This window comes from Bacillus sp. FSL P4-0290 (assembly GCF_037975435.1).
In the GTDB taxonomy this organism is placed as follows: Bacteria; Bacillota; Bacilli; order Bacillales; family Bacillaceae; genus Bacillus; species Bacillus subtilis.
In genome coordinates this window covers 4,097,593-4,119,665 of record NZ_CP150253.1, presented here as the reverse complement: position 1 = coordinate 4,119,665, position 22,073 = coordinate 4,097,593, and the positions used below count along the sequence as shown (strand labels likewise).

General features: G+C 40.8%; 22 protein-coding genes and 1 pseudogene. 15 read left to right on the top strand and 8 right to left on the bottom strand.

Annotation, left to right across the window (positions count from 1 at the left end):
• Positions 1-125: 125 nt before the first annotated feature.
• Both MKY10_RS21525 and rapG read right to left on the bottom strand, forming a co-directional pair.
• On the bottom strand, positions 126-242 hold the full coding sequence (locus MKY10_RS21525) for a Phr family secreted Rap phosphatase inhibitor (protein ID WP_003226961.1): 117 nt from the start codon (positions 240-242) through the stop codon (positions 126-128).
• Entirely contained in the window at positions 243-1,340 is a 1,098-nt protein-coding gene (rapG, locus tag MKY10_RS21520; RefSeq protein ID WP_029318547.1) for a response regulator aspartate phosphatase RapG, read from the bottom strand.
• Positions 1,341-1,450: 110 nt separating this feature from the next.
• Here rapG and MKY10_RS21515 point away from each other — a divergent pair, with 110 nt between their 5' ends.
• The 6 genes from MKY10_RS21515 to fdhA all read left to right on the top strand — a co-directional run bounded on the left by MKY10_RS21515 (position 1,451) and on the right by fdhA (position 5,801).
• Entirely contained in the window at positions 1,451-1,921 is a 471-nt protein-coding gene (locus MKY10_RS21515; protein WP_029318548.1) for a GNAT family N-acetyltransferase, read from the top strand.
• Between the two features lie 141 nt (positions 1,922-2,062).
• A complete protein-coding gene (locus MKY10_RS21510; RefSeq protein ID WP_003243470.1) occupies positions 2,063-2,800 on the top strand; it encodes a YiiX/YebB-like N1pC/P60 family cysteine hydrolase in 738 nt (245 codons plus the stop codon).
• A 10-nt stretch (positions 2,801-2,810) separates the two neighbouring features.
• Positions 2,811-3,974 carry a hypothetical protein gene (locus MKY10_RS21505; protein ID WP_029318549.1) on the top strand — a complete coding sequence of 388 codons (1,164 nt, stop codon included), beginning with the start codon at positions 2,811-2,813 and terminating at the stop codon, positions 3,972-3,974.
• A 15-nt stretch (positions 3,975-3,989) separates the two neighbouring features.
• Complete coding sequence (locus MKY10_RS21500; protein ID WP_029318550.1) at positions 3,990-4,238, top strand: DUF2651 family protein; 249 nt, start codon at positions 3,990-3,992, stop codon at positions 4,236-4,238.
• A 103-nt stretch (positions 4,239-4,341) separates the two neighbouring features.
• Positions 4,342-4,512 (top strand): hypothetical protein, encoded by a 171-nt coding sequence (locus tag MKY10_RS21495; protein WP_047183481.1) that lies wholly within the window; start codon positions 4,342-4,344, stop codon positions 4,510-4,512.
• A gap of 62 nt (positions 4,513-4,574) precedes the next feature.
• Positions 4,575-5,801: a formaldehyde dehydrogenase, glutathione-independent gene (gene fdhA, locus MKY10_RS21490; RefSeq protein WP_003226972.1), complete on the top strand. Its 1,227-nt coding sequence runs from the start codon at positions 4,575-4,577 to the stop codon at positions 5,799-5,801.
• A 33-nt stretch (positions 5,802-5,834) separates the two neighbouring features.
• Here fdhA and MKY10_RS21485 read toward each other — a convergent pair whose 3' ends face one another.
• Positions 5,835-6,248, bottom strand: coding sequence for a hypothetical protein (locus MKY10_RS21485; protein WP_114523574.1), 414 nt, complete (start codon positions 6,246-6,248; stop codon positions 5,835-5,837).
• Positions 6,249-6,432: 184 nt separating this feature from the next.
• Here MKY10_RS21485 and MKY10_RS21480 point away from each other — a divergent pair, with 184 nt between their 5' ends.
• The 4 genes from MKY10_RS21480 to MKY10_RS21465 all read left to right on the top strand — a co-directional run bounded on the left by MKY10_RS21480 (position 6,433) and on the right by MKY10_RS21465 (position 10,407).
• Positions 6,433-6,603 (top strand): CxxH/CxxC protein, encoded by a 171-nt coding sequence (locus tag MKY10_RS21480; RefSeq protein ID WP_003219122.1) that lies wholly within the window; start codon positions 6,433-6,435, stop codon positions 6,601-6,603.
• 80 nt (positions 6,604-6,683) lie between these two features.
• A complete protein-coding gene (gene rlmH, locus MKY10_RS21475) occupies positions 6,684-7,163 on the top strand; it encodes a 23S rRNA (pseudouridine(1915)-N(3))-methyltransferase RlmH (protein ID WP_003226975.1) in 480 nt (159 codons plus the stop codon).
• Between the two features lie 858 nt (positions 7,164-8,021).
• Complete coding sequence (locus tag MKY10_RS21470; RefSeq protein WP_114523575.1) at positions 8,022-8,387, top strand: hypothetical protein; 366 nt, start codon at positions 8,022-8,024, stop codon at positions 8,385-8,387.
• A 1,600-nt stretch (positions 8,388-9,987) separates the two neighbouring features.
• The gene (locus MKY10_RS21465; RefSeq protein WP_339226011.1) at positions 9,988-10,407 is read left to right on the top strand and encodes a very short patch repair endonuclease; all 420 of its coding nucleotides are present in this window, start codon (positions 9,988-9,990) and stop codon (positions 10,405-10,407) included.
• 422 nt (positions 10,408-10,829) lie between these two features.
• On the opposite strand, the gene dcm is transcribed toward MKY10_RS21465, so the two are convergent.
• Positions 10,830-12,032, bottom strand: coding sequence for a DNA (cytosine-5-)-methyltransferase (gene dcm / locus MKY10_RS21460; protein ID WP_114523578.1), 1,203 nt, complete (start codon positions 12,030-12,032; stop codon positions 10,830-10,832).
• 150 nt (positions 12,033-12,182) lie between these two features.
• Here dcm and MKY10_RS21455 point away from each other — a divergent pair, with 150 nt between their 5' ends.
• Positions 12,183-13,139 carry a type II restriction endonuclease gene (locus MKY10_RS21455; protein ID WP_114523579.1) on the top strand — a complete coding sequence of 319 codons (957 nt, stop codon included), beginning with the start codon at positions 12,183-12,185 and terminating at the stop codon, positions 13,137-13,139.
• Between the two features lie 601 nt (positions 13,140-13,740).
• Here MKY10_RS21455 and fbp read toward each other — a convergent pair.
• From fbp to MKY10_RS21440, 3 genes are all read right to left on the bottom strand, one after another.
• A complete protein-coding gene (gene fbp, locus MKY10_RS21450; RefSeq protein ID WP_142743350.1) occupies positions 13,741-15,666 on the bottom strand; it encodes a fructose-1,6-bisphosphatase in 1,926 nt (641 codons plus the stop codon).
• A gap of 206 nt (positions 15,667-15,872) precedes the next feature.
• Positions 15,873-16,031, bottom strand: a complete 159-nt coding sequence (locus tag MKY10_RS21445) for a hypothetical protein (RefSeq protein ID WP_009968424.1) — start codon at positions 16,029-16,031, stop codon at positions 15,873-15,875.
• A gap of 27 nt (positions 16,032-16,058) precedes the next feature.
• A complete protein-coding gene (locus tag MKY10_RS21440; RefSeq protein ID WP_003226988.1) occupies positions 16,059-16,769 on the bottom strand; it encodes a GntR family transcriptional regulator in 711 nt (236 codons plus the stop codon).
• Positions 16,770-16,926: 157 nt separating this feature from the next.
• Here MKY10_RS21440 and MKY10_RS21435 point away from each other — a divergent pair.
• The 4 genes and pseudogenes from MKY10_RS21435 to MKY10_RS21420 form a co-directional block, all read left to right on the top strand.
• Positions 16,927-17,085 (top strand): annotated as a pseudogene (locus tag MKY10_RS21435) (PTS transporter subunit EIIB); the annotation flags it as partial.
• A 23-nt stretch (positions 17,086-17,108) separates the two neighbouring features.
• Complete coding sequence (locus tag MKY10_RS21430; protein ID WP_224588604.1) at positions 17,109-17,258, top strand: PTS glucose transporter subunit IIA; 150 nt, start codon at positions 17,109-17,111, stop codon at positions 17,256-17,258.
• Between the two features lie 85 nt (positions 17,259-17,343).
• Positions 17,344-18,783, top strand: coding sequence for a 6-phospho-beta-glucosidase BglA (bglA, locus tag MKY10_RS21425; RefSeq protein WP_044052412.1), 1,440 nt, complete (start codon positions 17,344-17,346; stop codon positions 18,781-18,783).
• A gap of 288 nt (positions 18,784-19,071) precedes the next feature.
• On the top strand, positions 19,072-20,424 hold the full coding sequence (locus MKY10_RS21420) for a polysaccharide pyruvyl transferase family protein (protein WP_015385145.1): 1,353 nt from the start codon (positions 19,072-19,074) through the stop codon (positions 20,422-20,424).
• 111 nt (positions 20,425-20,535) lie between these two features.
• On the opposite strand, the gene ahpF is transcribed toward MKY10_RS21420, so the two are convergent.
• Positions 20,536-22,065, bottom strand: coding sequence for an alkyl hydroperoxide reductase subunit F (gene ahpF / locus MKY10_RS21415; RefSeq protein ID WP_003226996.1), 1,530 nt, complete (start codon positions 22,063-22,065; stop codon positions 20,536-20,538).
• Positions 22,066-22,073: the final 8 nt, after the last annotated feature.

Genomic DNA, 22,073 nt, shown 5'->3' with positions numbered 1-22,073 from the left:
TGCTCGTTCTTCCTAGACTTCAAGGGTTTTCAATCACGCTGAAAAGATGAAAGAATCCTAAAACTACAAACCGTTTTAGGATTCTTTCGTTAAATTGAATCCCCGCACCCGCGGGGGTTTTTCATTTATCCAATCATTTTCTCAGCGACTTTCATTTCCTGTGAATGGGTTTGATGGTCTGCAATAAACCAACCTGATAAAATCACCGCTGCGACGCCTGCGCCAATCAGAAATCTTTTCATTTATATAACCTCCGTTCGTTTAATCAGTTCTTCAATTTGTAATGCTTCATAAAAAAAGTGGGCAGCTTCTTTGTAAAGCTCAAGTTCCCTATACCGTTCGCCAGCCAAAATGGAAAGTTCTCTTACACTGTCATACTCTTTCTTGGACAACAAGTCATCCATATGTTGTTTGCATAAGTGAAACGTTTCCGCATGACCCCCTTCTGCATAAATGGCATATAAAATGTCTATTTTTGCCTCACATATTCTATTCGGCTCAGTATTCAATTTTTCCTTCACTTCTTGGTAATAAGATAAGGCCTGTTCTTTCTTTTTGATCTTAAACAGCTCTCGTATCAGCAGGTAGGCAGAATGATAATAATAGGCGGAGCGGGCATACTCTTCGTTCCGTAGAGCCTCCTCTAATTTCGAAACCGCTTCTTCTGATTTGCCGCTTTGCGCATGAAGAAGGCCGAAGTTATGCAAAAGCTGGGCTTCAAAAAAATGATCCTCTAATTCACTCGTGATCCGAATTGCTTCGTCCAAATAAGCCTCAGCTTCTTCAAACTGGCTCATCTCTGTAAAATTGCCTGACATGGTAATCAGGGCTGAAGCCAGCTTCTTTTTATAATCGGTTTCTTCCCTGAACGTTTTGACCGCTTGCCGTGTATGATTGAGGGACACAATATTTTGTCCCAGCTTATAATAGAGCTTTCCGACCTTCAGGTGAAATTCAGCTTTCTCAATCGGATCGGGAATGTTGTCGAGATACTGCTCTGCATCTTTATACAGCCCAATGGCAATGTCATAATTATTTTTATAGGCCTCATACATGCCTTCAAACAGAAAAAAGTAATATTTCAGCATGTCAGACGTAGCATTCATATGAGAAGGCTCCTCATGCTGAAAGCCCTGTCCTCTCGCCTCGTGAAGCAAAACCTTGTGGCGCAGTTCCAATAAGGAGAAGTAGGCAAGCACCTCCTGATCCTCTTCCATGTCATCCAATAAAGGCTTCACTTCTTCAAATAAACGGGAGGACTCTTCCACTTCATGTTTCTTGATAGCAAGGTACCAATCGTTGAGCATGCTAGCGATTTCTGCGGGTGCGATCTTATTCATGTGAAACTCCTTTCTCTAGTGACTTATCAATCTCAGTTGCTTATTCTGATAGTAACACCTCTTTCTATTTTATGTAAAATCCTCTAGTCAATATATGAAGGAGAGATGATATGACAATCATGCTGACCCCAATGCAGTCAGAAGAATTTCGGTCTTATCTCACATACACAACAAAGCATTACGCGGAAGAAAAGGTAAAAGCGGGAACATGGCTACCTGAAGATGCACAGCTTTTGTCTAAGCAGGCGTTTACTGATCTGCTTCCGAGAGGGCTGGAAACACCCCATCACCATTTGTGGAGCCTCAAGCTGAATGAAAAGGATACCGTTGGCTGGCTCTGGATACATGCTGAACCGGAGCATCCGCAGCAGGAAGCGTTTATTTATGATTTTGGGTTATATGAACCGTATCGGGGAAAGGGCTACGCAAAGCAAGCATTGGCGGCATTAGATCAAACGGCACGCAGCATGGGAATCCGCAAGCTGTCCCTTCATGTCTTTGCCCATAATCAGACGGCGCGAAAGCTATATGAGCAAACCGGATTTCAAGAAACAGACGTAGTGATGAGCAAGAAGATTTAACGAAAAGGGCCTGATAAAGGCCTTTTTCTGTAAACAATTTCTAAAAATTCTGTAAATAACCTAGTTACTTTCCTTATTTTCCTAATATAATGTGGGTGAGGAAATTACCTTTCCTACACTCACAAGAAAAGAGGAGATGTAATGAAGTTGAAGAAACGAGTGTCGATGTTTTTGGTAGCGCTTACAATGTGCGGCGGCCTGTTTGTTACTCCCGCCAAAGCCGTAAAGACCACAAATTATGCTGAAGAAATCGCCGCACTGCAGCCAGGCACGACACCGGAAGAAATCATGAAATCTGCCAGCCAGATTGCCAAACAGCAGCACGTAAAGCAGGACGTTATCCTAAAACAGTTCTATAAGGAAATCACGGCTGATAAAGCAGAGGGAGACCGGCTCGCGAAGGAAAGCGGCATGTCTATCATGGGCGGCTCGTCCGGCACGAAAAAACTCCCGACAAGCGCGAAAGGCAATATCTATTACACGAACTCCTACACAGCCTACTACAATCACGGCCACGTCGGCATGTACTCCGCTGCTGACAAAATTGTTGAATCTGTCCCGAGCGACGGCGTCAGGCAGATCGCTTATAATGCCAGAGACGTGGAAGACAACTCCATTGTGCAAACCGTCAGCGTATCCTCATCTCAAAAAACAGCTGCTGCCGACTGGGCGGTATCAAAAGTGGGCGACCCATACTCATTTAACTTCGTCAATAACAGAAATACCGGCCATGACGGCGCCAAAAACTGTTCAAAGCTCCTATGGTCTGCCTTTTTGCTGAAAGCAGGCATTGATATAGACAGCAACGGAGGCTTAGGCGTGTATCCGCGCGACATCACAAGTTCTTCGTATACGACAACCATCATGACCATTTACTAAGGAGAAGGATATGAAAAAGTGGATGATTACCATCGCCATGCTGATTCTCGCAGGAATCGCACTATTTGTCTTCATTTCTCCTCTCAAAAGCCATAAAACCGTGAGTCAGCAGGATCTCAGAAACCCCGATTTCCTGGATGACAAAGAAGTCCTGCTGTATTTCTCATCCTCTGCAGATCAAGATGCATTTGGCGGCGGGAAAAGCTACGCCCTGTTTATCAGCCAGGATGGGTCGCTGTCTTCATTTCAGATGAAGGGCCTTGAGCTGGGATCAGCCAAGGTTCACGGCGACAGCGTGATGCTGGAGGACAAAAACACGATTTATACGATTAAAGACGGCCTGAGATCTCATAAAAGAACCTATCAGCACACAGGGGACAGCGCAGGCTTTCTGCAAAACACGGACGGCTTTTACACCTTATACAACTCCGGCTACGACAAAAAGAAAGAAGGATACCGCTCAGAGCTGTACCGCCAAATGGACGGAGAGTGGAAAAAAGACGTCATCCCCTACTACATCCGAGCCTCCGGTTTTCATGATGGCGCCATTTACGCACTCGTCCCGACAGCTGACGGAAAAGGCTATCAGCTCCTTCAGATTCAAGCAGATCAAAAGAAGCTCACTTATCACAAAGTAACGGAATGGCAGTACCGGGAAGGAGCCTCAGTCGAATCCCAGCTTGCTGTGGACGACCAAGCTGTTTATGTTATGGTTCGCGGCCAAAAAGCCCACAATCTCTATCAAATGGTCAAGATCAACAAAAAAAGCGGCAAAGTAGAGCTGCACGATATCGCCGAATACAAAAACGACGAACAAACGATATACAGCTCCATGCCCTTCAGCTTTAAAAACAGCTTTTTCCCTTATGACGGGAACCTGTATTTCATTGACGGCTTCGGAAAGGTACACAAAATCGATGCCAAGACAGGAAAAACAAGCATCGCCTTCACCCTTTCCCCGGACAAAATGAAAGCCGATTTCAAAGAAATCACCCAAAAAGGCAGCAGCCTCTATTTCTTCACATACACGTATCACAAGCCTGCCTACATTGAACAGTACAATCTGAAAACCGGAAAGAAAATGAAAGAAAAAGAGATTGGGAAGGTAAAGGATGTCGTGACGCCGAAGAGTCATTTGAAGCTGTATGATGTTGAGGTGATGAAGAGGTTTTAAGGCAAGGAGGTTAGTATGGGAGCCATCGCCGTTTTATTTATCGTTTTTGGTTTTCCGATCAGCGCAGGTGTATTTGGTATAGCGGGTCATTTTTTATTTAAGAGGTTTTGGGTGGCACCGCTCATCGTCCTTATCGCGAGCTTGATATTGTTATTTACGTTAGCTTCGGGCAATAGCTCATTCATGTTTTGGGTTGTTATGTATACGGGGATTGCGTTAGTAACCAGTATTGTCACATTATTTCTCAGGAAATTTTTTGAGTGATCTCTGTTTATGAAGAGACTGGTATGAAGTCTCTTTTTTTGTTGAACCGAAGTTTGCAGAGATTTTGGGTATGTTTTAGAAACGAATCTAAAGGAGGAATTACATGAAAACCAAACGGGTTATTCTTCTGGCAGTTATGATCTGCCTGGTTTCGGCCATTACTGTGTTCTTGTTAAATGGATGTAAAGTCGACTTCTTAGACATCGGCGGAACCATTATTGGCTGCTTTCTTGGCATATTTGTTGTTATAAGAATACAGAAAAAACAGTCGTGAGAAAGGGAAAGAGTCATGCCGAACCGAAGTCATGTTCAAGGACGGAGAGTCCAAACACATGAATGGGAGGAATGGCGTTGACAGGAAACAAAGCGGTTGTGTACAAAGGCAAAGGGACTGTAGCGGTGGAGGATATCGGTTATCCGGAGTTAATCTTGAGGGACGGGCCCGGCGTCCCGAAGGCGAATGTGAATCGAAAATGTGAGCATGGGGTTATTCTCAAAGTCATTACAACCAACATTTGCGGAAGCGACCAGCATATGGTCAGAGGCCGCACAACGGCGCCAGAAGGCTTGGTGCTCGGGCATGAAATTACGGGAGAAGTCATTGAAACGGGGCGTGATGTTGAATTTATCAAAAAAGGAGATATCGTATCCGTTCCTTTCAATATTGCCTGCGGACGCTGTGTGATGTGCAAAACGCAGAAAACGCATGTGTGCCTGAATGTCAATCCGGACCGGCCGGGATCTGCTTACGGCTACGTCGATATGGGTGGCTGGGTCGGCGGCCAGTCTGAATATGTCATGGTGCCATACGCTGATTTTCAGCTTTTGGTATTCCCTGATAAAGAACAGGCGTTAGAAAAGATTCTCGATTTGACCATGCTGTCCGACATTTTCCCGACCGGCTTCCACGGAGCTTACACAGCGGGCGTGCAAACAGGTTCAACCGTTTATATCGCGGGAGCGGGGCCTGTTGGCTTGGCAGCTGCACATTCCGCTCAGCTCCTAGGCGCCTCCACCGTGATTGTCGGCGATCTGAATGAAGACAGACTGGCACAGGCGAGAAGCTTCGGCTGTGAAACGGTCAACGTACAAAAACACGACCGCCTCGGCGAGCAAATTGAACAAATACTAGGTGAACCGACAGTTGATGCCGCAGTGGACTGTGTCGGCTTTGAAGCGTCTGGGCACGGCAATCAAGGAGAAGCGCCTGCCGCCGTGCTGAACTCGATCATGGACGTCACCCAGGTCGGAGGCAGCCTTGGCATTCCAGGCTTATACGTGACCGAAGATCCCGGCGCAAAGGATGCGGACGCCAAAACAGGCTCATTAAAAATCCGCTTCGGACTCGGCTGGGCCAAAGCCCACACCTTCGTCACCGGACAAACGCCCGCCATGACATACAACCGCAATTTGATGAAAGCGATCCTGAGCGGCAGAGCGCAGATCGCAAAAGCAGTCAACGCCACCGTCATTTCTCTGGACGACGCGCCAAAAGGCTACAGCGACTTCGACAAAGGCGCAGCCAAAAAATTCGTCATCGACCCGCATGGGACATTGAAGTAAAAGAAAAAGCCGGACGTTCTCAGAACGCCGGCTTTATTGCTGATAATCCGTTTCTTCAAAGCGGTTTCCCTTTTCATCCTGTACAATGAATTCCCCTTCGATTTTGTCCAGTCCAATCAAAATATAAGGGTTTTTCTCATTTGCCGTAGGAGCAGGTTTTCGTTTCACAGTTACAATCGTTTCTTTAGATGAGAATTTGACGTCTGACACTTCAAGCTTCTTATCTTTCTCGCTGCTTCCGAGAGACACAATAACCATTTTTCTCCCTTCTAAAATGGTGAAGACTTGATATCCTTTTACATCATCATGTATTTGAAGGTAATTAGCGTATATTTCTAAGTCTGGACTGCCTTCACCGATTCGATCCTTCTCCAACACCCAATAAGACGGCTGACACCCAACAAGCAGCAACATGATCACAAAAAGCCAAACCCATCTAAAGCGCAAATGCAAACCTCCCCACACATCGGTTACATCCAAACTAACATACGGGCGAAATAGAGTCATCAACAGCTTGTTTGTCGAATTGTGGATAAAACTCAGCCCGAAGCACTACTAACATGTGAATAAATAGGTTATATTGAGAAGAGAACATTTGTAAAAATGGAAGAAAACATCGGAGGATTTGAACATGAAACAAGCGTATTATTCCTGTGAAGAACACATCGAAACGGTGCTGGATATGTACATAGACGACCACGAGCTGCCGCCCGAAATCAGAAAAATCGAACATACTAACAGTTTATCCACAGCCTGTGAATTATGTGGAGACCCCGCAGTATATATAGTGGGGAACGAATGATCTTACACAAAATACAGAAAAGATATCCACAATTGTGGACAACATATATGAATAACTTGTTTTTAAAGTGGGGATGACCTGTGAATATCAATATTGTGACAATCGGAAAACTAAAAGAAAAATACCTCAAGCAAGGCATTGAAGAATACACCAAACGTCTTTCGGCCTACGCAAAAATCGACATCATCGAACTCCCGGACGAAAAAGCGCCGGAAAACCTAAGCGACCAGGACATGAAAATCATAAAAGACAAAGAAGGCGACCGCATCCTATCCAAAATCAGCCCCGACGCCCACGTCATCGCCCTCGCCATCGAAGGAAAAATGAAAACATCCGAAGAACTAGCCGATACAATAGATAAGCTGGCTACATATGGAAAAAGCAAAGTCACCTTCGTCATCGGCGGATCACTCGGATTGAGCGACGCAGTGATGAAGCGAGCGGATGAAAAGCTGTCGTTCTCGAAAATGACGTTCCCTCATCAGTTGATGCGGCTTATTCTGGTGGAGCAGATTTATCGGGCTTTTCGGATTAATCGTGGGGAGCCGTATCATAAATAGAGGCAAAAAATCTGAAGATAAGGTGGATATTATTAGGAGCATGTAAACAAGTGGATAAGTGTAAATGTTCTCGAATCAATAATTTAAGTTCAATTTTATGATTTGACATTCACTATCATTTTTTAATCTAATGGTGATTTGCTTTACTAAAAGCAGCAGTAAGTGTTTTTGTTTTCTCTAACAGAATGTTTACCAATCAGGAGGAATAACTTTTGTATTTGAAGTTCAACTACTTCCCTTAACTTTATATCAACATCTCTCAGATCCTTTTTAATTTTGGTAAGAGTCAATCGAGTGTTTAGTAGAGAGCAAACCAAATAACTTATTAGAATTTTTGGGGAAAGCACTCAATAGACTACCTATTTATGCTTCTTATCCCTGTTTTTAAATTTTAACCAACTAATCTTTCCATTATAGACGGGGTTATCTAAATGAATGCTCATATAGCTTTCAAGAGGCTGTAGGCATATTAAATGCTAAGAAACATAGTATTTTAGCTTTATGGAACTTAATAAAATCTGACATTAGAAAACATGCTTAGGCTCCAGAAGAGGATACCCTTTAACCTTAATGTAGAAACTATACTAATCAACTTCATAACATTGGTGGAAATTCAGACAAATTTAGGTATCAACAGATTAGTTCTGAATTTACATTTTAAAACTTCAAAAAAACTTGATATAGAGAATGTATCTAACTTTTTCGATTAAATTACATATTTTTTAAGAGGTATATGGATAATGATATCTGCTCAAAAAGAATTGTTAGCAGAAATGGAAGCAGAATATAGATCTGATATGAAAAATTTTAAGAGCACCATTTTCCTCATAGTTTATTAAAATTCTGAAGGAGCAAGGTATGGCTAATTATATATTAAATTCTATATCAGCGGATGTCGTTTTGTCAGTTGACGAGTACGGTTTTCAAACTGTAATTGATGATTTTAAGAATGCCAATTTCATAAATATTGTTACTTATAACATTACAACCCACGGAGAGCTATTAAGTTTTATAAAGGAAATACCCTATGACATTCCAGTGAATATAGTTTTAAATATCCCAAAGAATTCTTTTGGTAGCCCTGATGCATATAAACAAATAAACTGGTATTTGAATACTCTCGAAAGACAAAAATTCAATGCCTTAAATATTTACTTTAATTTTTCTAATCACGTCAAGTTAGTAATGACAAATAATAAGGGCATATATAGGATCGCAGGATAATGATCATGTAACAAGAATAAATAATAATATTTTTGAAACTATAAAATCTAAATCTATTAGATATGCTACATCAGATTATATTCTAAAGATGGAAGAAATACGAGTGTTATGGGGGATATATTAGAAATCCTACGATATAATCTCTTTACTTTTATTGGAGAACCACCCTATACTCCCTGAAGTTGAATTATTTAATATTGAACAGGCTATTTTTCCACAGGAAGAATGGGCTAAGTTTAAAGAGTAGATGGGAGCTTATTCGACATTATCGATAATATTAGTGATGAATATGATCAAGTATTTGATAACACAGAGGCTGAGGTTTTGAAAGTAGAACTAAAATCAATTAAACTCCTTTATATCACAGTTAGATTCCTTTGCTGAATATTTATTTTCTTGGAAATGTCTTTGATAGATTTTATGAAGTGGATAATGGGGATACTGACTTGGCTATGGAATATGTCCCTAGGTAAGCTATATGAAGAAAAAAGTTGCAAATTTAGTTACCTTAATGGTAAGGAAATACTAAAAATGTTTGATCAAATCAAACCCATAATAAATAAGATACTTGATTTAGTTGAAGAGATAAAATACGAGATGCTAAAAAAATCCGTTTGCGAAAATCAAGATTTAATAGATGGTTAATTAATTGTTTAACATGTATTTCTTTATAAGTTCATAAGTGTTTCAGGGGTTAATTGTTAAAAACATAGAATTTTGAAACCAAGCTGCCTAAATAAAATAATAGAAAAATTTTATATTTCTAAATACTTAAGTATTTAACTATAAAAAGGAAGTAAACTATACTTATATATCTAAGATTAATAATAGTTTAAAGTGTTTAGACCAAAAATTGGCATATTCTTAAAAGTAGAGAGGGAGCTTCTAAAAAAATATTTCAAAATAAACTTTTTGCTTTGATCCAAAAGCAGTATTGATTTGACTATATGTAGATAGATTTATTCCTAATAAGTTTAGACCACGCTGAGCCTTACATAAGTAAAAGAGGTTTTAGTAAAGAGAATCTATTAGTGATTTTAGAACAGCAGAACTTGCAGGTTAATAAGATTAACAATAGATAATAATGTAAGAATACCCTTTAATTTGGCTATGTCAAGAAGAGATAATTAAACTATAACCCAGTTACTAAGAGTGAAAATTTAAATTCGCCATAGCTGTTTATTCAAGTCTACTATCATGTTGATATTGACCGTATGGTGAATTTACTGGAGGTCACTTTATTTAGGTTCGAAACAAGAACATTATCAACACTTTATTTGAGACTAAAAAGAGAATTAACAGAAGCTTAAGGAGGATCACAAGTAAAGAAAGGGTACATTAAGTATTTTACTACAAAAAGCAGTATAATTTATGAAATTTAACTTCAAAAAGAGACTTTTAATTTGGAAATCCTTTTTCAATTGATTGATTTGAGATTATCTTTTCCTACCATATTAAATACGGCATTTCACCTTAAAATTTATTGCCCAAACGAAACGTATATTCCTTTCCGCAGGTTTATAGTATGCATATCGTTTCGAATTTTTGAAAAAAGGCTATACAGGGAATAACAATATTTATAATCAGGGAGGGTCTCTCTGTGGCAGATAAATTTCCTCCAAAAGTACGCAGTAAAATAATGAAGTCAATACGTTCAACAAGTAAGCTTGAAGAATTAATATGTAAAGAATTATGGCAACGAGGGCTTCGATTCAGAAGAAACGTTAAAGACTTATTTGGTAAACCGGATATTGCAATTAAAAAGTACAAAGTCGTAATCTTTCTTGATTCATGCTTCTGGCATAACTGCCCAGTGCATGGTCACCTCCCAAAAAGTAATGTTGAATTCTGGCAGACTAAACTATACAAAAATGTTAAACGGGATTATACAGTGAATAACTATTATTATGAACAAGGGTGGAAAATTTTGCGAATTTGGGAACATCAAGTTAACGAGGATTTTGAAAAGGTCATCGATGGTATTATTGAATTTGTTGAAAAAGCGAAGCAACAAAAATAAAGAGCTCCCAAATGGAAGCCCTATGTTTATCACTTATTCAAACTTTCTTTTCCACTCCAACACATCCACTATTATTGTTTATAATCATTATCAAATTGGTAATTTTTCTGTGAGCCTTTCTGAATACGTTGGTTCTATCCTACCACATTCATTACTTAACTTTAACACGCTGAGAGTGCTTGATCTAAAGCTTTATTAAACTAATCCTTTATAGTATCACGAGCTTTTAATTGTATTTAAATACTCTTTAATGAATCTGATTATATAAAGCCCCTCTTTTTTTCTTCTATAGTAAATTCCACTACAATGACTCTTAAAATCATTCAAGTATATTTTTTGTTATAAATTTAAAAGTTTAATGTCTTGTTTTCTACTTGATAGGAAGTGCTTCTCTCACTATAATCATGAAACAATGAAATTATTTAAACAAGGAAGAACTCTAGTTGTTTGTCTTTTTCATTTGAAAAATCTTCTTTTAATTCAACAAAGCCCCCTACTTGTTCAATGGAGCTAACCATTTGTTTGGCGATGGCTTCAACAACTGGAACTGCAACAGAGTTACCAAATTGTTTGTATGCTTGAGTATCAGATACTGGTATAATAAACTCTTCGGGAAAACCTTGTAATCTTGCACATTCTCTAGGTGTTAATTTACGTGGGTTTTTATTCGCACCTTGGTCAATTAGGATTTCACTGCCGTCCTTGTAATATCTAGCACTTATTGTATTTGTATAAGGACTATCTTCATTAAACAAGGAAAAACCAAATCCGTTACCTTTTTCTTGGTGCTCTTTCTTTCGTCGCAGATGACCCTCATATAATTTATCTGAAATGGTGTACTTTTCATCTACTTCTCTTTCTAGGATATCACCTACACGGGTTGGCTCTAATGTTGGTGTAGGGAATTCAAATGGAACCTCAGCACCTTTATGGTCGTTGTTAAATCCTACAATGTAAATTCGTTCTCTATTTTGTGGTACACCAAAATCCGCTGCTCTTAAAACACGGTAGTAAACAGTGTAATTGAGTTCATCTAAGATTCTTAAAATTGCTTGCAAAGTTTGTCCTTTATTATGTCCTTTTAACTGTTTCACATTTTCAAGAAGAAAAGCTTGAGGTCTTTTTTCTTTAATGATCCTTGCTATATCAAAGAATAGAGTTCCACGAGTATCTTCAAATCCCTTTTTTAAACCTGCTTGAGAAAATGGTTGGCAAGGGAAACCCGCTAATAGTATATGATGTACAGGTATTTCCTTTTCGTCAATTTGAGTAATGTCACCATGCGGTTCTTCGCCATAGTTCACTCTATAAGTTTTTGCTGCAAACTTATCCCATTCAGAAGTAAATACAGTTTGTCCACCTTGCTTTTGGAAAGCTAATCTAATACCGCCTATTCCAGCAAACAAATCGATTGTCTTGAATTTAACTTTTTTGGGATTCGTAAATGGTGGTTCTTCTGGAAAGTTTAAAATTGATTGGAACTCAAGCATAGAGGGTTCGGATTCTCCATTTTCCCATCTTCTTAATGTACGGTCACCGTTTTTGGATAAACCTAGCGCATCAGCAAACTCCTTTTGTGTTAAGCCTAGTCTTTGTCTTTTGTTTTTTATTTCTAAACTATACAATAAGTGTCACTCCTCGGACATCTTGTCCTGTTTTTATCACAAATTATACATAAAACAGTTGTATAAGTCTAGATTTTTGTTGATAAAAGATTGAAATAGTTACATAAATATAACAAAATAAGAATAAATACCTAAGATAGGAATGATCAAATGAATATAAGCGAGTTTAAAAATATTATTAAATCGAACAGGGGCACCATGATTCCTCGTTCTGATGTTCTTTTAAATTTAGTGATGAAGGAATCACCGTATAATGAAAAGGATTCTTCTTTTTTCTTAGAAAATGCAAATGAAATTTTGTTTTATTTGAGAAAAGAATGTTGGGAGAAATACCAGTTGCTAGAAAAAGAGCTAGATAAGGTGCTGATGGGTACTTTGATTAAAGAAGATCCGAGCATTATGAAGTATTTCTCCCAACAAGGTGATGAAGCGGTGTTAACAGTTGAGGATGTCCAAGACATTCTAGCCAACTTTTTAGATCATCATGGGAGTCATTTATTTGAGTTATCAAAGAGTCATACAAATTCAAGAAGGTCTAGAGCAGGTAATGAGTTTGAATTTATCATGGAAACGATATTGACACGTTGTGGGATAATGTTTGATAACCAAGGTGTAATTGGTTCAAAATTGTTTAACACTGAAAGATTAGGAAAACTAGTAGACTTTGTAATTCCTGGGGTTGTTGAGTATAACACTGAAAGAAGAAAATGTGCGTTAGTGTCAATGAAAACAACCCTAAGGGAAAGATGGCAGGAAGTACCTGAAGAAATGAAACGTACAGGCGCTCAAGAGATGTTTTTACTCACATTGGATAAAGAGATATCAAGTAATACTGTTGAAAGTTTGTCTTCACACAATATTACTTTAGTTGTACCAGATTGCTTGAAAGCTGAAAAATATGTAGCTTACCGCAGTGTTTATGGTTTAACTAAATTTTTGTTTGAATTAAAGGAGTTAAACCAGTACTGGCTTTCTCAAGAAGATCTAGGACAAGACTTCTATAAAAAAAAGGTTCTAAGTATTGAAAAACACTTGCAAAAAGTTACTGACGAATATGAAAAAGATTCTTTAATCTCCCTAAAGGACTATTTCATGGCTAAGATCTAAGAAGAGTAAAAAAAAGAGCGTATCAATTGGTACGCTCCTCGTTTTCTATGGGATCTACCTTATTCATTTACCTCACTTGATACACTTATTTGGTTATTGGTTTAGATGAGGTCTGTAGATCTAATGGCTTACGTGAGGGTCTTATAAATTAGCATTTCTTATTCTGGCACCAATAATTGTCATTTGCATGACACTCTGTTTTTTTGACTTATAATTGAGTGAATGCGAGTACAAAATGCGGAACCAAATCAGAAAAATCAATTTCACTTTCAATCCTCCCCAGATATAATGGAAGTTGAGTGGGAAACGATTTCGTGTTCAAATACGTTACCATGGATTTGTTGTACTAGAATTTTTGGGAATATACGGTTGGTCATAAAGCTATTGTTTTAAAGTAAACTATTTTTTATCACTTTATCTTAGATAAGGGGAAAGAAAATGAATACGAAAAATCAACTTATCGAAATATTTCAAAAGTTCATTTGAGCATTTGAAATATTTTCTTATTGTTGAATGAGCGGACAACCAGACTTAGTTGAATGAGATATTGAAAAACCGCAAAAAAGAGCCCAGAGAAAGTCATCTCTGAACCCCACACCCCTCACTTCATATACCGATACTCCCGCAAACTCTCCAAAATAGCCACTTCCTGCAACAGCTCCTCACCAACATTCGTTTCCTTCACTTTCTTCCGCTCGAGCTCTTTGTCCACTAATCGCTTCACCGTTAAGACGTCGGTTCCGGTGCTTAGGACTTCTGCCTTGGAGTTGAAGTGTTTATGGGCGACGAGCTGCATGCCGTAGGAGTTGTATAGCAGCGTGTAGCCGGCGATGCCTGTTGTGGATTGGTAGGCTTTGGAGAAGCCGCCGTCGATGACGATCATTTTTCCGTTTGCTTTGATTGGGTCTTCTCCTTCGATTTCTTTTACAGGTGTATGGCCGTTGATGATATGGCCATGATCTGGATTGAGGCCGAATTCTGCTAGGATGTTTCGGCAGGTTGCCTCGTCTTCGCGTAAATAATAATACGGGTTTTTCTTTTCTTTATGTGTTTCCTTTTCTTTAATGAAATACCGCTCAAATGTCGTCATGGCACGTTTTCCGAAGAGGGAGGAATACTCGCCTGTCCATAAATACCAGGCCATATCTGTCGCCAGATCATCGGTTTCTTCCGGGTGGGCAAACGCTTCCCGTAAGAATCGTTCAAATACATCAAGCAGCTCACGGCCCGCATATGATTTATCCTTAATCATCATCGTTTCCATATTGCCGTTTTCATCGACAGGAATACAGCCGTGAATTAACAGGTTGCCGTTATATTTTAAATAAAGGCTGCCTTTTTTCATCATGAAATTCATATGGCGGCCCAGCTTTTCGGAATGCTGTACAGAGAATAGCAGCTTGTCTATGACTTCTGCTTCTTCTTCTAATAGCTGATCAGGCTGTTCGGGATTAATCGTCGCAAAGCAGGTGTTTTCCAGTTGATATGTTTTTCCGTTTAGCGTGATTTCGTTTTTGTCATAATCTATTTTCTCTAATAACAGCCGCTCTTCCATATTAAAGTTCGGCCGTCTCTTGATAATCGGGCTCTCAAGCTTGAATTGGATCATCGCAATCGCTTGATGGATTTTGGTGATTTGCTTAATCTCATCCTCTGGTCTGTTGTCGTCTGCTTTTGGACGGAACGCTGGATTATCGTCATAATATTTTTCGGCCAGGTTTAGCAGCGGTCTCAGGTTGATGCCGTACACGTCTTCAATAATATCCAGGTTGTCGTAGCGGGCACAGATGCGGATAATATTGGCCAAGCACACTTTGGAACCGGCATAGGCGCCGATCCAAAGGACATCGTGATTTCCCCACTGAATATCGACAGAATGATAGTTGATCAGTTCTTCCATAATCCTATCCGGCTGCGGTCCGCGGTCGTAAATATCGCCGACCACATGCAGATGGTCGACCACCAATCGCTGAACGCTGTAAGCAAGGCCGGTGATCAGCTTATCGGCTTGGCCAAGTTCAATAATCTGATCAATGATTTCGGAGTAATATTGCTCCTTGTTGCCAGCTTGTTCTGTTTTGTATAACAGCTCCTCCGTAATATAAGCAAACTGGGCAGGCAGTGCTTTGCGCAGTTTGGAGCGGGTATACTTGGAGGAGCAATATGAAACGAGCTTAATCATTCGATGAATCGTTTCTTTATACCACTCGTTTAACGCTTCTTTCGCATCAAAGTCATGTTTGATTAACTTCAGTTTGTCTTCCGGATAATAAACCAATGCTGCTAATTCATCAATTTCTCTATCGTAAATGACACCGCTGAAGATGTCGCGTATCTTCTCTTTGACTCGTCCTGAACCATTACGCAGCACGTGCTGGAATGCCTGATACTCCCCGTGCAAATCACTGACAAAATGCTCAGTGCCCTTTGGCAGGTTCAATATCGCTTTCAAATTAATGATTTCTGTTACCACTTTTTCTTCACAATCGTATTTTTGTGCGAGTAGATCTAGGTACTTGCTTTCCAAAACCGTCCATCCCCTTTTTAGAATAAACCCCTCTTTATGAGCATGTGCATGATAAGGTGAATTTAAAAGTATGTCATTGTTTTTCATCATTGGACCTTTATATGATAGTACCGCATAACTGCTTTTATAGACAATTGAAACGAGTGAATAAAGTGAAACACAAAAAAACCAGATGTTAAATCTGGTTTCCTGTTCAAAGCAAACTATTATTGTTTTTCTTTCACCATCTTTACAAAGAGGAAAAAGATAATGAATACGATAAAGTAGTTCATTGGATTCTTAACGATGCTCATCTCTAGTGAAATCTGTAAGAGTATCCAGAGCGCAAAGATGGCTAGTATGGCAGGAATGATAATTTTGTACATGTCGACCACCTACCGTAGTGAAGAGCCCTATAATAAAAAACTATTAGCCTGTACCACAAACTGCGACTGCTCATAATTATACGAAATCTTCGAGTAATCAAACGGCTGCCCATTTGTCAGGTGAAAAATACTTTCTATATACAGCTTCGGCAGTCCAGCCTCTAATCCCAAATATTCCGCTTCTTCCTCATTAAGCTGGCCCACGTGCAGAAACAAATCAGAAAAACCAATCTTCAACCCCAGTCCTTCCCGGATGTAATGGAAGATGGAGTGGGAGACGATTTCGTTGTTTAAATACGTCACGATGGATTTGGTGTAATAGGATTCTTCGTAGCAAAGGGTCTGGCCGTTGATGTAGCGGACCCTTTTGACATAGTAGATGTCCTCGTCCATTCCGATGTTCAGGTTTTCCGCCGCTTCCGGTGTTGGCTTTCTCACGTCCAGTTCGATGACTTTTGAGGTGACGTTGAAATCCTCGAGATCTTTTTTAAATCCCTGATTCGACAGAAGGCTGATATAGCCTTTTCGTTTATGTTTTCTGACGAAAATGCCGCTTCCTCTGACCTGAAAGATCGCGCCTTTTTGCTCTAATAGCTCGAGGGACTTTGTGATGGTGCTTTTGCTGACTTCAAACTGGGCCATGAGGGTTTCTAGGACTGGCAGTTTGTCTCCCTGCTGAAGCTGGTGTTCTTCTATATATGTTTCAATTTCCGTTGCGATTTGCTGGTATTTTAACATACGCATTCCTCATTTATTCGTTTAGTTTCACTTGTCAAAATTATAGCATAAACCGCTTACAATGATAGTTAGTGCGTTAATATTTTGTTTCGGCATTGATAAATTATACCGGTACAATTATAATGAAAGCGTAACCAAAACAAAGGGGTGGGTGAAAATGTCGGGGAAAGTGAGAGATTATACGAGACTAGCAAAAGACATTTTAGAGGCCGTAGGCGGGGAAGAGAATGTGATTGGGGCTTCTCGCTGCGCTACCAGACTTCGATTGGTGCTGAAGCGGTCTACCCCTAAAGCGAAGGATATCGTGAAATCGATGCTACCATCCCGGCGTCATTACGGTTGTCATGGTGGCGCCTACAAAGCCTGCGTTCAGCGTCCGGCGTCGAATTGCTTGCGCACATCGGACTGGATAGAGTGACATTAGACGGCACGTCTTTTTCCTTGAAGGTAAAAGAAGGCGATACCGAAAAAAGGCGAAGTGCTTGTTGAGTTTGATAAGCTTTCATTGAAGAGATTGAGGAAAGTGCATTACATCAAAAAATATTTACAGTCGTAAGCTGAGGAGGAATTAAACATGGGAAACATGCCAAAGGATTTTTTATGGGGCGGTGCTTTAGCTGCCCACCAATTTGAAGGCGGATGGAATCAAGGCGGTAAAGGGCCGAGTGTCGTCGATGTGATGACAGCGGGTGCGCACGGCGTGCCGAGAAAAATCACGGACACGATTGAAGAAAACGAATTTTATCCAAACCATGAAGCCATTGATTTCTATCACAGATACAAGGAAGATATCGCTTTGTTTGCGGAAATGGGATTAAAATGTCTGCGGACGTCCATCGGCTGGAGCCGGATTTTTCCGAAAGGCGATGAGGCTGAACCGAACGAAGCTGGTTTGCAGTTTTATGATGATGTGTTTGATGAATTGCTGAAGCATGGGATCGAGCCGGTCATTACCCTGTCTCACTTTGAAATGCCGCTGCACCTGGCAAGAGAATATGGCGGCTTTAGAAACCGGAAAGTCGTGGACTTCTTCGTCAACTTCGCAGAGGCTTGCTTTACCCGTTACAAAGATAAAGTGAAGTACTGGATGACATTTAACGAGATTAACAACCAAATGGATGTGAACAATCCGTTGTTCCTATGGACGAATTCAGGTGTTGTGGTTGACGAAAACGAAAACGCCAAGGAAGTCATGTATCAAACGGCGCACCATGAATTAGTGGCGAGCGCATTAGCTGTGGCAAAAGGAAAAGACATCAATCCAGAGTTCCAGATCGGGGCCATGGTATCACACGTGCCGATTTATCCTTTCTCCTCCAATCCTGAAGATGTGATGCTGGCTGAAGAAGAAATGAGGCAGCGCTATTTCTTCCCTGATGTACAGGTTCGCGGTTATTATCCAAGCTACGCGTTGAAGGAATTTGAACGCGAAGGCTACAACATCACATTCGAAGACGGCGATGATGAGATTTTGAGAAACGGAACCGTCGATTACTTAGGCTTCAGCTATTACATGTCAACAACTGTTAAAAGCGATGTGAAAAATGATAACACTGGCGATATTGTAAATGGCGGCTTGCCGAATGGTGTCGAAAATCCGTACATCACTTCGAGTGACTGGGGATGGGCGATTGATCCAACCGGGCTGAGATATACGTTAAATCGTTTTTATGACCGATACCAAATCCCGTTATTCATCGTTGAAAATGGCTTTGGCGCAGTGGATACGCTGGGGGAGGACGGCAAAGTTCATGATCCGGAACGCATTCAATATTTAAAATCGCATATTGAAGCATTGGAAAAAGCGGTCACTTACGACGGTGTTGATTTAATCGGCTACACGCCGTGGGGCATTATTGATATTGTCTCCTTCACAACTGGCGAAATGAAAAAACGCTACGGCATGATCTATGTTGATCGTGACAATGAAGGAAACGGATCCATGAAGCGGTATAAGAAAGATTCCTTTGAGTGGTACAAAAATGTCATTCAAACAAATGGCGAGGAACTATAAGAAGCTGGCCCGAATCGAGCACTTTTACCGGAGTGCCTGGTTCGGGTTTTTGGCATGACCAGACCCGATATCCAATAATGGGAATAGATTACTAGCGCTGATTGCTATGTTATGATTTCACCTGTAAGATCCTTTTTTGTATAATTTAATATTAGAATGGAAGAAAGGGAGAGAGTTTGTGAGTAAAAAGGGATGAAAGCGGGTGTCCGGCTGAAGTTTTAAGATCATGATAGAGTTCCCTAAGCAAATCTCCTGAAAAAAATTTGGCGAGGAAGGGGCAACATCACATTGAAAAACATTTTAATAAGAGCTGGCATATCACCATTTGATACATTTAATGCAGCTGAAATGATTGTTCGCAACTCCATTGGCGGCAACGTAGGAAACCTAGTATATGCCTACAGTGTGTTTCGCACGCTGATGACAGAAGGAACGACGATTACTCCTGATTATTATCGGATTAATCCAGCGGATGCTGAACAAATTAATAAAAATTATGATATGTATATTATTCCGCTGGCAGATGCATTCCGCGAGGATTTCGTGCCTTCTTTACGGAAATATACCCAATTAATTAAGAAACTAACCATTCCGGTTGTTGTGATTGGTGTTGGTTTGCGGGCTCCGTTTGAACCAAAATTAAATGAAGGTTTTCCTTTTGATGAGGATGTAAAAGCGTTTGTAAGTGCTGTGCTGGAGAGATCAAATATGATCGGTGTCCGGGGTGAAATTACAGCGAAATACCTTTCCAGATTAGGCTTCCGTGAAGGCATTGACCATACGGTGATTGGGTGTCCTTCTATGTATGCGTTTGGCAGAGAACTGAAGATAAGAGAAACTAATATCACAACAGAATCTATGGTGACGGTTAACTCATCAAGGCTGTCTCCAAAGCATGTGCTGGACTTTATTACGAGAAGCATGAAAGAGTTCCCGAATCATTACTTTATCCCGCAATGGCGAAAAGAAATGATTCTGACGTATGCGGGTGCGCCTGCGCTAGCGAAGCCTGCTGATAATTATCCGGTCAGCATGGAAGACCCGGCTTATCAGAATGATAGAGTCCGATTCTTTTTAAATGTGCCGACTTGGCTGGATTTCCTGAGAAAAGCTGATTTGAGCTTTGGCGCAAGGCTGCATGGAAATATCGCAGCGACGATTGCCGGTACACCGAGCCTGTTGCTTCCGAAAGATGCCAGAATGCGTGAATTAGCTGAGTACCATCAATTAACGCATGTCATGGCAAATGAGATAACCGATCAGACAAAACTGTCAGAATTAATTGAAACACTTGATTTTCATCAGCCTGAGAAACGGCAAGCGCAAAACTTTGACCATTTCATCAGCTTCTTGAATCAAAATGAATTAGACCATATTTATAAAGAGAAAGCGATTCCTGATACCGTTCCTTTTGACGAAAAACTATCTAACACGAAGCTTCTTCCGCCTGTGACTACAGTTAGCGGCTGCAGTTCCACAGAAACAGCGAAACGCTGGGAAGCGCTGATGGCATTAGAAAATGCCAAAAAGGAAAAAACCATTAAAGATCTGAAAAAAAAGGTCAAAAAGTATCAGGGCACGTTAAATAGAAAATCAGTGCGTATCGCTTTAAAAACAGCAAATATGCTGAGTGTGAAGTGACCATTCACTAACATTACAACTATATTACAGTTGTATAAAACTTGCAATATTATTGGAATAAAAAAGAAAGCCGCTATCCTGCCAATCTGGCAATATAGCGGCTTTCTTATATTAGTTACGGATTAGGTAATCAAACGCGCCGAGGGCGGCAGTTGCACCTGATCCCATAGAAATAATAATTTGGTTGTACGCACTGTCTGTGCAGTCGCCGGCAGCAAATAAGCCTGGTACGCTTGTTGCGCCGTGTTTGTCGACAATAATTTCGCCCATGCGGTTGCGTTCAACCGTTCCTTCTAACCATTCTGTGTTTGGCACGAGACCGATTTGGACGAATACACCTTGAAGTTCAACGTGTTTTTCTTCGCCTGTTTCGCGGTCTACATATGTGATGCCGTTAACACTCTGATCACCTGTGATTTCTTTTGTTTGTGCGTTTTTTACAACAGTAACGTTAGGCAGGCTGTAGAGACGTTTTTGCAGGACTTCGTCTGCTTTCAGTTCCGGTGCGAACTCTAGCACAGTAACATGATTGACAATACCTGCAAGGTCAATCGCTGCTTCAATACCAGAGTTTCCGCCGCCGATTACCGCTACGTCTTTGCCTTCAAACAATGGCCCATCACAGTGCGGGCAGTATGCGACACCTTTGTTTTTGAACTCTTGTTCACCTGGTACGTTGACATTGCGCCAGCGTGCACCTGTTGAAAGGATCACTGTTTTACTTTTCAGAACAGCGCCGTTTTCGAGTTCAAGTTCGAACAGATCTTTCTTCTCAAGGCGTTTCGCACGCTGAAGGTTCATGACATCAATATCATATTCCTTCACATGCTCTTCAAGACTTGCCGCAAGCTTCGGTCCTTCCGTCGCTTTGACGCTGATGAAGTTTTCGATGCTCATGGTGTCGAGAACCTGTCCGCCGAAGCGTTCAGCGACAACCCCAGTGCGGATGCCTTTACGTGCAGTGTAGATCGCTGCACTTGCACCAGCAGGTCCGCCTCCAACAACAAGAACGTCAAACGGCTCTTTGTCAGCAAACTCAGATGCATCTGCGCCGCTGCCCATTTTCGCAAGGATTTCTTCAAGCGTCATACGGCCGCTTCCGAAGGATTCGCCATTCAGGTAAACGGTCGGCACTGCCATGATGTTTTTGCTTTCAACTTCTGCCTTGTATGCTGCACCGTCAATCATCGTGTGCGTAATGTTCGGGTTCAGCACGCTCATCATGTTTAAAGCTTGTACAACATCAGGACAGTTGTGGCATGTCAGGCTGATATAAGATTCGAAGTGGTATTCACCGCTGATCTTCTTCACCTGATCAATGACTTTTTGGTCCACCTTAGGCGGTCTGCCGCTCACTTGGAGCAGCGCCAACACTAATGATGTGAATTCGTGGCCCAGAGGGATACCGGCGAAAGTCACGCCAGTGTCTTCTCCGACACGATTGACACTGAAGCTTGGCGTTCTGTTTAATTCAGCTTTTTCAACTGAAATTTTCGATGACATGGAAGCCAGCTCATCAACGAGAGCCAGCATGTCCTTAGAAGTGTCATCTTCGCCTGCGCTAACTTTGAGAACAATGTCATTCTCAATTAGCTGCATATATTGATTTAATTGTGCTTTGATGTTTGCATCAAGTACCAATTGAATGC